The following is a 14,935-nucleotide window of genomic DNA, read 5'->3' as shown; positions in this document are numbered from 1 at the left end:
AAAATAATCACTGCCGTCTGGTTAAGCAATATACTAATTTAGCATAGACCTTAATATGATTCGGATTCGCAACAGGATGTATTATCTATGATTACTTTGTGCATGGAGAAATCGATTGGATTAGAACGGTAGTCACATCTATTTTAGCAGGTGTTATAATGGCTGTTTTAATAGTTTCAAAAAATAATTGGATTTGACTATTTAACGTTTTTTAAGAAGGAACCTTGAGAATTTTGAAATCTTAAAAATTTTGATAAATATTTCCAATCTGAACGCAAATAGACTTCAATCAATCGCAACTGTTACGAACGGATTTCCTACTCTGGCAGAATAAAAGAATAAAGAAAACGCAACGAAAATACCACACTCGAACGCAGAGAAACATGTGGTAACAAAACCCATACGTAATGCGGGCTAAGGTTCTAAAAAAAGAATGGTTTACGTATATTTATGTGGTCGTGAAATCTTTAGGATTTCGCTTTGGACAAGAAAAAATAAAATAAAACCAAAAGATTTCGCTTAGCGTTATGGCGGAATGGGAATTGCTTCACAGCTTCCATACTAAGCATAGCTTGGTCGTTGTAACTAATGTAAAAAAAGTGTTTTGAAAACATAAAAATAATGGATAAATTAATCGAAAGCATAAATACTTATATCTCATTGAATGAGAGTGAATTGTTATTGCTCCAAAATGCGGTAGAGAAGAGAACTTATAAGAAGAATGATGTAATTTTTACCGAAGGTAAAATATCTAATGAAATCTATTTTGTAGAAAAAGGATGCGTTAGGCTTTTTTATAATGTAGAGGGTAATGATAAGACTGCTTTTTTTTATACAGAAGGTCAGTTCATTTGTGCAGGTGAAAGTTACACCTATAATATACCTGCAATTGAAAATTATCAGGTAATTGAACAAACCGAAATATTTGTTTTCACAAAAAAGAAATCTGAAGAATTATTAAGTAAAGCACCAAAGCTTGAAATAATTGCCAGAATTGCGACTGAAAATGAATTAATCACCTGTCAAAAGGTAATTGCATCATTTGTAACTAAATCTGCAGAAGAACGCTATACCGATTTACTAAATACTCAAGGAGAATTATTTCAACGTGTTCCGCAACAGTACATTGCATCATTTTTAGGAGTATCACCCGAAACATTAAGTAGAATAAAAAGGCGTGTGTATAAAAAAAGTTGTTCTTGACGAACGTCAAGGAGATGTTGTGAACTCATACCTAGCTTTGTAATAAAATAAAATATGAGCAAACAAAAGGTTTTAGTAGCAGGAGCAACTGGATATTTAGGTCAGTATTTAGTAAAGGAACTCAAAAAAAGAGGTTTTTGGGTGAGGGTGTTAATCAGAAATAAACAGCAAAAGGATAATTTTAACTCTGTTGATGACTTCTTTATTGGACAGATAACTGACCCAGAAAGTTTACACGGTATAACCAAAAATATAGATTTGGTTTTCACCACAATTGGTATTACTCGCCAAAAAGATGGGATGACTTATATGGATGTTGATTATCAGGGAAATTCTAACTTATTAAAAGAATCTCTAAAAGATGAAGTAAAATCATTTCAATATATTTCAGCAATAAACGGAGATAAACTTAGACATCTTAAAATATTTGAAGCGAAAGAAAAATTTGTTGACGAATTGAAAGGTTCTAAAATTAATCATTGTGTTATACGTCCGAATGGTTTCTTTTCTGATATGAAAGATTTTCTTAATATGGCAAAAGGTGGTAGAGTCTATTTATTTGGTCATGGTAAATTCAAATTAAATCCAATCCATGGAGAAGATTTGGCAAAAGTTTGCGTAGACATGATGATAGATGGTGTAAAAGAAGCATCTGTTGGAGGAATTGATGTTTTAAGCCAAAATGAATTAGCTGAAATGGCATTAAAAGCTTGGGGAAAACCTATTAAAATTACACACTTACCAGATTGGATAAGAAGATTTACCATTCGGTTATTAAAAACTTTTACATCTTCAAAAACCTATGGACCGATAGAGTTTTTTTTGACATTAATGGCAGAAGATAATATTGCAAATACTTATGGAAATAAAAGACTTGCAAATTATTTTAAATTAGAAATAACAAGTATGGAAAATAAACACTAGCTACAACGCTGTATAAAAAACATAGGTTGGTTGTGCAAAACCCAAAGGTTCTTGTGTATTAATAAAACCCACTAAATATAAAATATGGCGTTTATAAAAGAAAAGGTAAAAGCAACATATTTATACTTAGCCAAGTAATAAACCGAACCGAAAGTACTTACTAACTGCACTACGTTTCTTATACTAAACGTTGTAGATAATACTAAAAAATGTGACAAAAGTTTAGATTTGACAACTAGTAGATGAAAAAAAATGAAAAAAATACTTTATATTTTACCAGTTACTTTTGGAACCTCTCTTCAGTTTTTTAGCCAAGAAAGACTTTTAAGTCCATTAAATAATACGACTGTCAAAAGTTTTGTTAATGCTGAAACTTCAGAAATGAATTGGTTTATGCTTAAAGATTCTCTTAAAATTCAAATAGGAAATGTGCAAACTGTAATTCAGAAAGAAAAAGAGAGTATATACATTATAACAACAGTCAATATGAAGAAGTCACCTACTAAATGGGTTGACAGTACCATTGTTGAAACACTTACCTTTACACCGCTTTATCTTTTTTGCTGCTTACCCTATTAAAGACCTACTCCTTTCGCAAGCAGAACGTTTATCAGAGCAACAAAAAATCTACGCTAGCAGTTTCATTGGTTTATCTTTTTAAGTTTGGCCTAGCCTTTAAAAATAGAGTAGCTTTTGGGGGTTTTCCCTTTTGCCGTCACAACGCAACTGTTGCGTAATAAATATACGGACGGTCTTGTGGCTTAACCGTATTTATAAAAGTTCTATACCTCTTATTTTTTTTATGTCTGCTTAGGTGTATTGCTGCATGTTAAAAGCGGTAAAATCTACAGGAAATACAGGAATGGATTATCTTTTAGAGTTTGGTTCGGGTTACATAAAACCGCTAACAAGACCTATACGTAATGCGAGGCTTGGTCAATATCAAAAGGTTTGCGTATTTTTAGGAGGTCCGCCAAAACAGTTTGATTTGGGCTTTGAAACAAAAAAATAAACACAAAAAACTACTTTAGCTAAGTGTAGTATAGGGAAGATAAGTACTTCTTTTCTTCCGCATTACGTATAGCTTTGGCGTTGTGTTTCATTACCAGAAACCGCTAACCAATGATAAAATTCTTTAGAAAAATTAGAATAAAAATGTTGTCTGAAAATAAATACAGCAAGTATCTTCTCTATGCGATTGGAGAGGTTGTTCTTGTGGTTATTGGGATTTTAATGGCGCTTCAGATAAACAATTGGAATGAGTCTCGAAAGGTGCAGCGTTTGGAGGGTCAATTAATTAATTTGCTAATTTCAGATTTAAAAGGAAAAAAAAAAGAACATCTTTCAGATTTACAGGATAGTAAAAACATAATTAAATCATTTCAAAGCAGAATAGATTCTTGGGAAAATAAAAACGAAATTGATACAGTAAATCTAAAGTGGCACTTAAAAAGACTAGGTGGGGATTCTTATTTTCTAAATGAAAATTCGCCTCTTTACAACAGTCTTTCAAACTCAAATCTCTTAAATAAATTACCCGATAGTTTAACGAAACAAATCGACAATTTATACCGATTGAAAATAATGGGTGTAAAAATTATAATAGATAAGGCTACTGAATATGGAACTCACTGTAAATTAAATTTCCTACTACCAAATAATTTGATTGATTTGAACCAAAGTGCTAAAGAAATTCGAGAAAGAATCAAAAATGTGGATGAAGAATTTATTTCTTACTCCAAATTATTTATAAATACGTGTAATCTTTTAAACGGAGCATTAGAAAGTTCAGCAAACGGAATGAATAATTTAATAGATGATTTAGAGTCCTATAACGATACTAAAGAATGATGTAAAAACGAAGGTATAACATCGCATATAAGATTAGACTCACTATCGCTTCTTCCAATACATATACTAACCTTTGTGGTGCATTTGACGCAACTATTTCGAAATTATTGTATCTATAGAAAAACAAACTATATTAATGTGAAAAAGACACTAATCTTAATATTAATCGGAATAGCATTTTCGAGCTGTTCAAATGATGACGATAACGGAAAACAAAACAACTGTGATTTTGAAACTATAATAAGTGCGCAACAATATGCAAATGCACCTAATGACCAATTAGAAATTAATAGTTTAGCTATAAACGATTACTGTTTGAAAATTAATTTTAGTTCTGAAGGATGTAGTGGAGATACTTGGGAATTAAAATTAATTGATTCAGAAGAAATTTTAGAATCAAATCCACCTCAAAGGAATTTAAGACTATCATTAAAAAATGAAGAATTATGCGAAGCATATATTACAAAAGAATTGACATTTGACATTTCAAACTTAAAAGTTGATGGAAACCGAGTTCAATTAAACATTATAAATTTAGACGAAATCATTTTATATGAATATTAAAAACGCACTACCATAAAGAACTGAGGTAAAAAACAACTCTTTTCTTCATTAATTCAAGACACTATTCTTTTAGGCCCACAGCTTCTCTTTAATGATTCTTTGAGCTTTATTATAGATGATTTTCAACTACTTTACTCGCAATACAGAAACGTAGGTTTCATCGTAAGGCCTACCCGATTTTGCGATAGCAAAACTTTGTTTGAGCAGTTTGTTCGATACGGCTATCAAGGCCAGCTTTTTGCTCTTGCCCTTGTTTACGATTCGCTCATATACCTCCTTACAGGCTTTGTTATACTTACAGGCATTAAATGAACATAAGAATAGTAGATTCCTCAGCTTTCTATTACCAACTTTACTTATTCTACTACGGCCTCGAACACGACTACCAGATTCCCGTATCGTTGGGATAATACCAACATAACTACATAGCTGAGATGCCGTTTCGAACTTCTTAAAACCATCCGTGCAAACAATCAAAAAAAGAGCCGTTCTGATTCCGATATTAGGAATACTAGTTAGTACCGTCAGCTGATGCTGCTGGTCTTGTTTTACCAAAGAAAGAAAGAAGCTTCTCTTCAATACCTTTTATCTCTTTGTCCAAATGCTTTCGATTACGTCTTAAAGAACGGTAGACAAATTTCGATAGTAACCCTAGCACCTCCTCGCCATGCCTCTTGTTCTTGGTTGCCGTTCGTTTCTTTAAATAAGTATCCAATAATCTGAATAGCTGTAAACATCCACTCTGAAAATCGGTAAGCACTGTGTAAAGCGGGACTTCATTGATTAAGGCGTATTCACAAATGGCCTTGGCATCGCTCTTGTCGGTCTTTACCTTGGCCAATTTCATCTGTATAAAACGCTTTACGGATAAGGGATTCCCAACCGATACCGTAATCCCATTTTTGTAAAGAAACTGTGCAAGACGATAATGGTAATACCCCGTAGCTTCCATAACAACCAATGAAGTATCCGGTAACGCTTTAAGGAACTTCCGAAACCCAGATTCATCATTTCTATACTGGCCGTGTCCTACGGTACTACCATGTACATCAAAGACATATTTACTGATGTCGACTTCGAAAGTTTCGTTATATCTATTCATACGTATTGATTTATGAAAGAACCAGCTACTTCTGCTCTCAACAACTTGAAAACGAGATTTAGGTCTCACAGAACTGAACGTGGTTTAAGTAGTAAAAGAGCGGGGATTATCCATGTTGTCGAAGTCTAAAGCTTCACCGTATATAATACCCTTAATGCTCTCTTTTGTTCTTTCTGATGTATATCCTAAAAGTTAGGGAATCAAACTTAAGACGTGTATAATTAATTGCTAGGGTACTACCGACTTACGAACATTCCTTCGGAATATTCTATCTGTGATTTATTTGCTAAATTAGTTGCTTAACCACGCAACTAACCATACACATCACGTTAGCCTACATTAGATGAAATTATCCCGACAACTAAAGATGAATCTCAACAAAGTAGCCGTAATCACAGTTGGCTACATTTTAATAAATATATTCATCTTTTTTTTCAATTATACATTAATCAATTCCCCAGTTTCCCTCGGTCCTTCATCACTATTCAATTTTAAAAGTTATTTTCTAGCAAACATATTAGTCGGGCTAATTGCCGGAGTACTTGGAGGGTTCATACTTGTTTCTGTAAATAGCCAATTGTTCAGGAGAAGATCTTTCAAGTTTGCCATGCTCACAACGCTCACGGCTTATGTCTTGATCTTTGTTCTAGTTAACGTGGTTACCACATTTACAACTGCATTAGCAGAACACGGATTCTCTGGAGTTTCATTTGACGCACTAAAAACAGCTTCGAGATTCATTCTTAATCCGACCTTAATTACAACTTTTATTTTGTGGGGTGCTATTACACTTTTAACCCTATTCCTATTACAAGTCAATGATAAATTTGGCCCTGGTGTATTATTAAAATTCCTCGCAGGAAATTACCACCAACCAAAAAAAGAGGAAAGAATTTTTATGTTCATGGACATGCGTTCTTCAACTTCAATTGCAGAGAAAATAGGCAATGAGAAATACTTCAATTTATTGAATGATCTATTTTCTGATATCACAGATACAATTCTTAACAATGATGGGGAGATATACCAATATGTTGGAGATGAAATTGTAATCTCTTGGTCGATGAAAAAGGGTATACGCAAGGCAAATTGTCTTAATTGTTTCTCACAGATTCAAGAAAAACTTGTTGATTTAAGGCCTATTTACGAAAAGAAATATAAGGTTATGCCAGAATTCAAGGCAGGGCTTCATTATGGCCCTGTCATGGCAGGTGAAGTTGGTGTTATCAAAAAAGATATCATCTATTCTGGAGATGTACTCAATACCACTGCACGAATTCAGGAACAATGCAATCAATACAACGTAGACATCTTGATTTCTAAGGAGACTTTTAATCTTATTTCTGATACTGGTAGATATAAACTAATCCCTTTGGGAAGTATTGAGCTTAGAGGGAAGAAAAGAAATATAGACTTAAACACCATAAACATAATCTAATTCTTGAATTTGGAAATACAGAGGCTAACACGATGTATAATCAATGGCCCAAATATGGGATATGAAGAAGGGCCACTAACCATACATCTATTATTAGCTATAATTTGATTATTCAAATTAAAATTAATCTAAAAAAATATGATGTATTACTGGTTTACGATTGTGAAAATATTGATTATGAAAGATTTTCAAAGTGAAGTGAATTATAATCAAACAATAAAAAGGACCTTAAGAGTAGGGCCATTTGACTGTGACGGATTAAGAGTTATGACAGCTGCAAAGTACCCAGTATATATGGACTTCATTCGTTGCAAATTAATCGCAAGATTTAAATTATATAGGGCTATAGTTAAAAGAAAGTTAGCGCCATCATTAGGTTCTCAAAAATTGATTTATCGCAAACCTCTAAAGGTTTGGTCAAAATTTGACGTTATATTAGAGTTTGCTGAAATGGATGATAAATGGGTTTACCATATGCATTATTTTAAACAAGAAAAAGAAATTAAGGCTTTAGGAGTTGTGCGCACACTAGTTTGGAAAAAGAGTATTCCAACTGCTCTTTCAAATAGTATGGAAGAAGTTGGCGCTACTGAAAAAACAAAAGCACCTAATTGGGTATTAAAACTTTTTGAAGATGACAAAGACATTATAGCGAACGCAAATAAAAAGTTTTGGCTAAGTGCTTAATCAAAAATTAATCGCTTTTAAATCCTATACTAACTATAACCGAGACGTTATATGCCATTTATAAAATAACAAAAATGCCTTTTACTTTTTCACATCCGGCACTAATTTTACCATTGAAAAATATATTCGGGAAATGGGTTTCTCTAACTGGTCTTATCATTGGAACTTTAACTCCTGACTTTGAATATTTTTTAAGAATGAAAATTCAAGGTCACTATGGCCATACAATAATTGGAACATTATGGTTTAATCTTCCATTAGGGATATTACTATGTTTTTTATTTCAAACCATTATCAAAAAACCGTTAATAGAAAACTCTCCGAACTTTATTCAATACAGAGTCACAGAATTGAAAAATTTAAACTGGAAAAAATATTTTAAGGATAATTGGATTATAGTATGTTTATCAATCTTAATTGGAGCATATTCACATATATTCTGGGATTCTTTCACTCATTCAAATGCTTTTTTCACCAACTATTTTGGACTTAATGCAAAGGTATTTAATACTGAAATTTCAATCTTTAAACTTCTCCAGCATTTAAGTACTTTAATTGGCGGAATAATAATCTTATGGTATTTTCTAAAACTAAAAAAAAACAAAATAGAATATACTAAACCGAACATTAAATACTGGATTAATATTGGATTTTTTGCAATAAGTATTTTGGGAATTAGAATTGCTTTCGGTTTAAAAATGATTGAATACGGAAATGTAATTGTTAGTGTAATAAGTGCAGGAATGATTGCTATAACACTTGCATCTCTGTATGAAAAAATAAAAACTGGTGGCAACAACGTTTATAAAACATAGTTAATAATTGCTAAACCTTAAGTTCTCTCTTATTTACTAAGAACGTCAAATTTTTATATTTAGCTTTTTGAGAAGTTTAATAAAAAAATCGGGTGAGTGTTAATTCGAAAAGTTAACATCTTTTTGCACGCTACGTTTCATACACAAAACCGTTCGCAAATATTAATATTAAAATAATTTTATATAAAAAATAGTTATTTTAGGCGGAGGTGGATTTATTGAAGGACACCTGATTAGCAGACTAAAAGCAATGGGGTTTTGGGTAAAAGGTGTAGATATAAAACATCATGAATTCAGAAAATCAGATGCTGATGAATTTATTATAGCAGATTTACGTCAATACCAACGTGTAGCCTTTGTAATAGATGAAACCATAGATGCCGTATATCATTTAGCGGCTGATATGGGTGGGTCTACCTATATTAATACGGGTGAACATGATTCAGATGTTATGCATAACTCATGTATAATTAATCTTAATGTTTTGAAAGTATGCTCTATTAAAAATATTAAAAAAATATTTTATTCCTCTTTAGTCTGCGTATACCCCGAATACAACCAATTAGATTCTGACAATCCTAAATGTAGTGAAAACTACACTTTTCCTACTGAACCAGACAGTGAATATGGTTGGGAAAAATTATTTAGTGAAAGATTATATTTAGCTTTTAACAAAGACTTCCCAAACCTAGATGTAAGAATAGCTAGGTTTCATAATATATGGTCCTAATGGCACCTAGGTTGGTGGAAAAGAAAAAGCGCCTGCTACATTTTGTAGAAAAGTAGTTATGGCCAAAGATGGTGATGCTGTTGAAGTATTTAGAGACGGTAAACAAACAGTATCATTTTTATACATTGATGAATGTATTGAAGGTGTCATTAGATTTATGAAATCAGATTTTAAAGGTCCAATAAACATTGGTTCTGAAGAGATGATTAATATGAATGAATTTATAGAAATGATTATAAAAACACCTAATAAAGATTTTTCGATAAAAAACATTCCATTCCGTGGAGTGGGAATTAGAGGGCGCAAGTCATACAATACTTTAATAGAAAACAAACTAAAATAGAAACCCAACTACCCACTTAAAAAAGGTATGGTCAAAACATATGAATAGAGTAAACAAGAAATAAGCGATACGTCTTTAAAAAAAGGAAAAAGGAAAAAACCCTCATAATTATAGCCGCAGAGACGGGAGAATATCAACTAACTTTTGATCGCTTTAAACATTATGTTCTAGGTGAATTAAATGCAGATTTGGCTATATGCGTTGCTATTAACCGTAGAGAAAATCAAAACAATCCTTTCTATATAGCTGCAAAGTATATTTGGCAATATCAAGAACCTGATGACTGGGGAGATGCGTTTGGCTATGCGTCAGAACATGAAAAAGTAGAAAATGATTGGAGCATTCTAAAATGCGTGAAAGACCAATGGCTAGGTGGTATTAAAGGGAAGCAAGCTCAAAAAGGGTCTGCAGGTATTCTACTCTTCTTCAGATGGCTCACCAAAGCTAAATTGCTTAAAGAGAATTTAGATAATAAATATGATTGATTCATCTAAAGTGAATCTGATTACCTCTGCGAAACTCCTCACAGTCTCTTTGAACTGCTGTCAAAAGATAAAATCTAGATACTTGATGGCGAAGATTACGGAGGAGTTACTGATCAGGAATATGGCTTGCAATGCTCTAAATATTATTCCAGCCTTTTCCATTGCAGACCCTATGATAAAAGCACCCTAAGGCCTAATCAAAACGATGTCTTTTTCCAATCAATAGAATCTTGAAAAATTTAATAAATTTTCTTTTCAAAAAACGGGTCTATGGAATCAAGTTCAAAGATTTCCATTCACTATGTATTCAATCCGTTCAAAGGGAGGCTTAGGAGTTGGGAAAAAGGTACATTTAATCAAGGCCTCTGGTATTACGTGAAATATCCACACGAATATTATTCCGCTCTGATATCAAAAAATATTTTTATAAAAAGGGGGAAATGGAATGCGCAATCCATGCGAGAAGCTCAGAATAAAATAAGTAGAAAAATTTAAAAAAAAATGAAAAGACGTTTTAAAAGCTAGCTTTTATTGTGTGGAATAATAAAGAACGTAAATATGTCGGCACATCCTAGTAATAATGTTTAACAACTGATATGGTTTTACAATAAATACAGACCAAAGAATTTACAGAAAGAACGTTGAAAAGAAATAAATTACGTTGCGGTAATATGCGATAAGAAGTAACATAATGTTCGGGGCTTTCTCTTTTTTGGGGCTTACCCTATAAAAGACCTGCTCATTTCGCAGGCAGAACGTTTATAAGAGCAACAAAAAATCTACGGTACCAGTTGCATTGGTTTATCTTTTAAGTGTGGTTTAGCGTTTAAAAGTAGAGCAGCTTTCGGGGTCTTCCCTTTTGCCACCACAACGCAACGGTTGCGCAATCGATACGCAAACGAACTTGTGGCTTGCCCGTATTTGTAAAAGTTCTATACCTCTTCGTTTTTTTTATGTCTGCTTAGGTGTATCGCAGCATGTTAAAAGCGGCAAAATATACGGGCAATACTGGAATAGCATGTTTTTAGAGTTTGGTTCGGGTTACATAAAACCGCTAACAAGACCTATACGTAATGCGAGGCTTGGTCAATATCATAAGGTTTGCGTATTTTTAGGAGGTCCGCTAAAACAGTTTGATTTGGCATTTAAAACAAAAAAATAAGCACCAAAAAACTACTTTAGCTAAGTGTAAAATAAGGAAAATAAGTACTGCTCTGCTCCCGCACTACCTATAGCTGTGGCGTTACTAAACATTAAAAAACACAATAATATGAAAAAATGGAATTTTAAAGTAAAAAGTAATGTTCAAGAAATTATTAAGAAACTAGACGCTACACTTGGATCGGTTAACGGATTTGTGTTTAATATAGATAATGGTAAAAATGATTCAGTGACATTTAAAGTGCGTAAACGAGGTCTGTATGCTTTTTATCTTATGTTCATTAATAAGGTCATTGTAAATGGAAATATTTTAAAAACAGAGACTGAAAATGAGACTAATATAGAAATTTCTTTTACGCAATACTTTTTGTGGAAACTGATAATATTTACACATATTTTTTTGGGCTTTGGGTTTCTAATTGCGATAATATCAAAAATAGACAGTAATGCTTTTATGTACATAACTGGAGGAATATTATTGGTAGTAGGAATTGTATTATGGATTACCGTTCAGAACAAATTTAAAAAGGATGTTCAAGAATATAAGACATTAATTTCTAGAATATTAAAGTCTTAAAGAGAATAAACGTTTGGTAACCCCGTATTAAAAAAATTGCTATTTTAGCTTACTCTAAAGGTCTTTGCTTTTTTGCGGCTTACCCTATAAAAGACCTACTCATTTCGCAAGCAGAACGTTTATCAGAGCAACAAAAAATATACGGTACCAGTTGCATTGGTTTACCATTTAAGTGTGGCCTAGCCTTTAAAAATAGAGCAGCCTTTAGGGTTTTCCTTTTGCCGCCTCAACGCAACGGTTGCGTAATCGATATACAGACGGTCTTGTGGCTTGCCCGTATTTATAAAAGTTCTATACCTCTTCGTTTTTTTTATGTCTGCGTAGGTGTATCGCTGTATGTTAAAAGCGGCAAAATATACGGGTAATATAGGAATAGCCTGTCTTTTAGAGTTTGGTTCGGGTTACATAAAACCACTAACAAGACCTATACGTAATGCGAGGCTTGGTCAATATCATAAGGTTTGCGTATTTTTAGGAGGTCCACCAAAACAGTTTGATTTGGGATTTAAAACAAAAATAAACACAAAAAAACTGCTTTAGCTAAGTGTAAAATAAGGAAAATGAGTACTGCTCTGCTCCCGCACTACCTATAGCTTTGGCGTTGTGCGTCATACTCCAAATTAAAGAATCTCATCATTTATGAACGAACTAAAACATTATTTCAATGCTATTTCAAAACTCAATGAAGCAACATGGGATAGAATAGTTCCTTATTTTAAGGAAGATAGACTACAAAAAAACGAATACTTTGCAAAAGAGAATAAAACTGCTCATCAAATTGCTTTTCTGAAAACAGGGGTTGTAAGGGCATATTTCATAAATAAGGAAGGTAAAGATTACAATAAACAATTTTTTGTTGGACAAAGTATTATCGGTGCGTATTCCTCATTGCTGACAGGAAAGACAAACTTAATTGCTCAACAGGCTCTGACGGACTGTGTTATTTATACTTGTGATTATGCAGCCTTGACACAACTTTATGAAGAGTGTCCAGATTTAGAAAGGTTTGCAAGAAAAATAGCAGAATATTATTTTTTAGAAAAAGAGAAAAAAGAAATTGAAATAGTTTTACTTGATGCATCTCAAAGATATGTTCTTTTCAAAAAAGAATTCCCAACACTCGAACAGTTGATTACTCAATTTCATATTGCTTCCTATTTAGGTATATCTGCCACACAATTGAGTAGAATCAGAAAACAATTCGCTTCTAAAAAGTCATAATTCATTTCTTTACATAGGTAAAGAGTTCTCCCTTTTTATCGTCGTTGCTTTGCACTGTAACAATTAAAAACAAAGTAATGAAAAAAGTAAAAATGATTATTGTAGCATCAACCATATCTATGGTAATACTTAATTCTTGTGCGCTTAAACCTATGGCTTATCAGCCTGAAACAATACCAGCCTTTAAAGGCACGACACAACTCAATGATAAGTTAGTACGTAGTGAAAAAATTCAATTAGAGGGTTGGTTCGGACCCGAAGATATCTTGTTTGATGATGCGGGTAATCTTTATACAGGTGTACATAATGCAGATTTTAGTGATGGTAGAATTTTAAAAATAGATCCATCAGGAAATGTTGAAGAATTTTATAATTCAGGTTCCTGGGTTGCAGGATTGCATTTCGATAAAGAACAAAACCTAATCGCTTTAAGTCACAAACAAGGTTTAATAAGTATAAGCCCATTGAAGGAGGTCAAAGTTTTGGCGACAAAGGATGAAAATAGGAAGCCGTTCCTCATTCCAAATGGACTTGATATAGCTGATAATGGAATGATCTATTTCAGCAATACTTCTGAAATCTCATCGTACACCGTAAAATACGGTAGAAAAATTATTATGGAAATGAGACCTCTAGGTGGTTTATATAGCTATAATCCAGAAACCGAAGAAGTAAAAACACTTATTGAAGGTACCTATTTCGGTAATGGTGTTGTCATTTCTAAAGACCAAGACTATCTACTAATGGTTGAAACAACCAAATACAGAGTTATTAAATATTGGTTATCAGGAACAAAAGCAGGGCAAACTGAAATATTCATTGATAATCTTCAAGGTTTTCCTAATGGGATTTCGATTAGAGAAGACGGTAGTTATTGGTTAGGGTTTTCTACAAAGAGAAATGAGGCCTTAGATAACATACATGCTAAAAAAGGAATGAAAAAACTTGTCTATAGTTTACCAGAATTTATGCAACCAAAAGCGGAGACTTTCGGAATGATTATAAACGTTTCAGAAGAAGGTGAAATTATAGCATCCCTTTTTGACACCAATGGAACAGTGCTCCCAGAAGCAGGTGCTGTGAAAGAATTTAATGGCCATTTATATATTGGTGGTGATGTGCTTTCCTACGTCGGGAAATATAAATTAGATTAAATCTATAATTATGATAAAGAAAGGCGACACAATTGTCAACATTCGCACAGGGCAGAAAATGACATTTTTAAAAACTTGGGCAGAGACGAACGGCACACAATTAAAAATTGATTGTGTTAGTCCGGTTACCTCCGAAAGAGAAAAATCACATTTTCATCCATATCAAGAGAACCGGTTTACTATTCTGGAAGGGAATCTTCACTTTACAATAAACGGGAAGGAACAGTTTGCTGAAGTTGGAGAAACTATTTCCATTCCTAAAAATACACCGCACTCATTTTACAACTCTGGTGATGTAGATGCGCATTATATTCAGGAGTTTTTTCCTGCACTAAAAATTGACAGTTTATTTGAAACATTCTTTGTGCTGGCAAGAGACGGTAAATTGAATAAAGGTGGAACTCCAAATATCCTTAGAACGGCATTGATATTGCTCAATTTTGAAAAGGAAATAAGACTAGCACAGCCAAATTGGAAGCTCCAAAAAGGAGTCTTTACGCTCTTAGCGCCAATCGGTAGGCTTATGGGTTACAAGGCCGTATATGCGTAAAAGCGAACAAATAACAATAGCTTTAACTAAAAATATAATTTGAAACGTTTTAATATTCTTTGTAAATAAATTAAAAAACAAAGGACACAAAATGACTAAAAAAATACTCACTTAACTGAATAAATTTAAA

Annotated in this window: 17 protein-coding genes and 1 pseudogene; 17 read left to right on the top strand and 1 reads right to left on the bottom strand. The window is 32.9% G+C overall.

What is annotated here, in order from left to right; genetic code table 11:
• Window positions 1–621 precede the first annotated feature (621 nt).
• The 6 genes from Q360_RS0106305 (at window position 622) to Q360_RS0106280 (ending at window position 4,542) form a co-directional block, all read left to right on the top strand.
• Window positions 622–1,203: a Crp/Fnr family transcriptional regulator gene (locus Q360_RS0106305; protein WP_156950026.1), complete on the top strand. Its 582-nt coding sequence runs from the start codon at window positions 622–624 to the stop codon at window positions 1,201–1,203.
• A 54-nt stretch (window positions 1,204–1,257) separates the two neighbouring features.
• Window positions 1,258–2,127, top strand: coding sequence for an SDR family oxidoreductase (locus Q360_RS0106300; protein ID WP_027076334.1), 870 nt, complete (start codon window positions 1,258–1,260; stop codon window positions 2,125–2,127).
• Between the two features lie 252 nt (window positions 2,128–2,379).
• Window positions 2,380–2,706: a hypothetical protein gene (locus tag Q360_RS22520; protein WP_051554594.1), complete on the top strand. Its 327-nt coding sequence runs from the start codon at window positions 2,380–2,382 to the stop codon at window positions 2,704–2,706.
• Window positions 2,707–2,953: 247 nt separating this feature from the next.
• A complete protein-coding gene (locus Q360_RS0106290) occupies window positions 2,954–3,139 on the top strand; it encodes a hypothetical protein (RefSeq protein WP_027076333.1) in 186 nt (61 codons plus the stop codon).
• A gap of 110 nt (window positions 3,140–3,249) precedes the next feature.
• Window positions 3,250–3,978 (top strand): DUF6090 family protein, encoded by a 729-nt coding sequence (locus tag Q360_RS24515; protein WP_027076332.1) that lies wholly within the window; start codon window positions 3,250–3,252, stop codon window positions 3,976–3,978.
• 138 nt (window positions 3,979–4,116) lie between these two features.
• On the top strand, window positions 4,117–4,542 hold the full coding sequence (locus tag Q360_RS0106280; protein WP_156950025.1) for a hypothetical protein: 426 nt from the start codon (window positions 4,117–4,119) through the stop codon (window positions 4,540–4,542).
• Window positions 4,543–4,668: 126 nt separating this feature from the next.
• Here the strand turns inward: Q360_RS0106280 and Q360_RS22510 are convergent.
• Window positions 4,669–5,644 (bottom strand): annotated as a pseudogene (locus tag Q360_RS22510) (IS110 family transposase).
• 343 nt (window positions 5,645–5,987) lie between these two features.
• Here Q360_RS22510 and Q360_RS0106270 point away from each other — a divergent pair.
• From Q360_RS0106270 to Q360_RS0106215, 11 genes are all read left to right on the top strand, one after another.
• Window positions 5,988–7,082: an adenylate/guanylate cyclase domain-containing protein gene (locus Q360_RS0106270; protein ID WP_027076330.1), complete on the top strand. Its 1,095-nt coding sequence runs from the start codon at window positions 5,988–5,990 to the stop codon at window positions 7,080–7,082.
• Window positions 7,083–7,259: 177 nt separating this feature from the next.
• Window positions 7,260–7,769: a thioesterase family protein gene (locus tag Q360_RS0106265; RefSeq protein ID WP_245603201.1), complete on the top strand. Its 510-nt coding sequence runs from the start codon at window positions 7,260–7,262 to the stop codon at window positions 7,767–7,769.
• A 74-nt stretch (window positions 7,770–7,843) separates the two neighbouring features.
• Entirely contained in the window at window positions 7,844–8,584 is a 741-nt protein-coding gene (locus tag Q360_RS0106260; protein WP_027076328.1) for a DUF4184 family protein, read from the top strand.
• A 250-nt stretch (window positions 8,585–8,834) separates the two neighbouring features.
• Complete coding sequence (locus Q360_RS26310) at window positions 8,835–9,314, top strand: NAD-dependent epimerase/dehydratase family protein (protein ID WP_245603200.1); 480 nt, start codon at window positions 8,835–8,837, stop codon at window positions 9,312–9,314.
• Between the two features lie 58 nt (window positions 9,315–9,372).
• The gene (locus Q360_RS26305; RefSeq protein WP_211251581.1) at window positions 9,373–9,657 is read left to right on the top strand and encodes a Rossmann-fold NAD(P)-binding domain-containing protein; all 285 of its coding nucleotides are present in this window, start codon (window positions 9,373–9,375) and stop codon (window positions 9,655–9,657) included.
• Between the two features lie 188 nt (window positions 9,658–9,845).
• Window positions 9,846–10,142 (top strand): hypothetical protein, encoded by a 297-nt coding sequence (locus tag Q360_RS0106250; RefSeq protein ID WP_027076327.1) that lies wholly within the window; start codon window positions 9,846–9,848, stop codon window positions 10,140–10,142.
• Window positions 10,143–10,412: 270 nt separating this feature from the next.
• The gene (locus tag Q360_RS0106240; protein WP_027076326.1) at window positions 10,413–10,637 is read left to right on the top strand and encodes a hypothetical protein; all 225 of its coding nucleotides are present in this window, start codon (window positions 10,413–10,415) and stop codon (window positions 10,635–10,637) included.
• Window positions 10,638–11,412: 775 nt separating this feature from the next.
• Window positions 11,413–11,880, top strand: coding sequence for a hypothetical protein (locus tag Q360_RS0106235; protein ID WP_027076325.1), 468 nt, complete (start codon window positions 11,413–11,415; stop codon window positions 11,878–11,880).
• Between the two features lie 639 nt (window positions 11,881–12,519).
• Entirely contained in the window at window positions 12,520–13,101 is a 582-nt protein-coding gene (locus Q360_RS0106225) for a Crp/Fnr family transcriptional regulator (RefSeq protein ID WP_027076323.1), read from the top strand.
• Between the two features lie 77 nt (window positions 13,102–13,178).
• The gene (locus Q360_RS0106220; RefSeq protein ID WP_027076322.1) at window positions 13,179–14,255 is read left to right on the top strand and encodes an SMP-30/gluconolactonase/LRE family protein; all 1,077 of its coding nucleotides are present in this window, start codon (window positions 13,179–13,181) and stop codon (window positions 14,253–14,255) included.
• 10 nt (window positions 14,256–14,265) lie between these two features.
• The gene (locus tag Q360_RS0106215) at window positions 14,266–14,805 is read left to right on the top strand and encodes a cupin domain-containing protein (protein ID WP_027076321.1); all 540 of its coding nucleotides are present in this window, start codon (window positions 14,266–14,268) and stop codon (window positions 14,803–14,805) included.
• The last annotated feature ends 130 nt before the right edge of the window (window positions 14,806–14,935 follow it).

The sequence above is a fragment of the Maribacter antarcticus DSM 21422 genome (assembly GCF_000621125.1).
Lineage (GTDB): Bacteria > Bacteroidota > Bacteroidia > Flavobacteriales > Flavobacteriaceae > Maribacter > Maribacter antarcticus.
The sequence above is the reverse complement of the archived record's forward strand: the minus strand, read 5'-3'. Positions and strand labels throughout refer to the sequence as shown.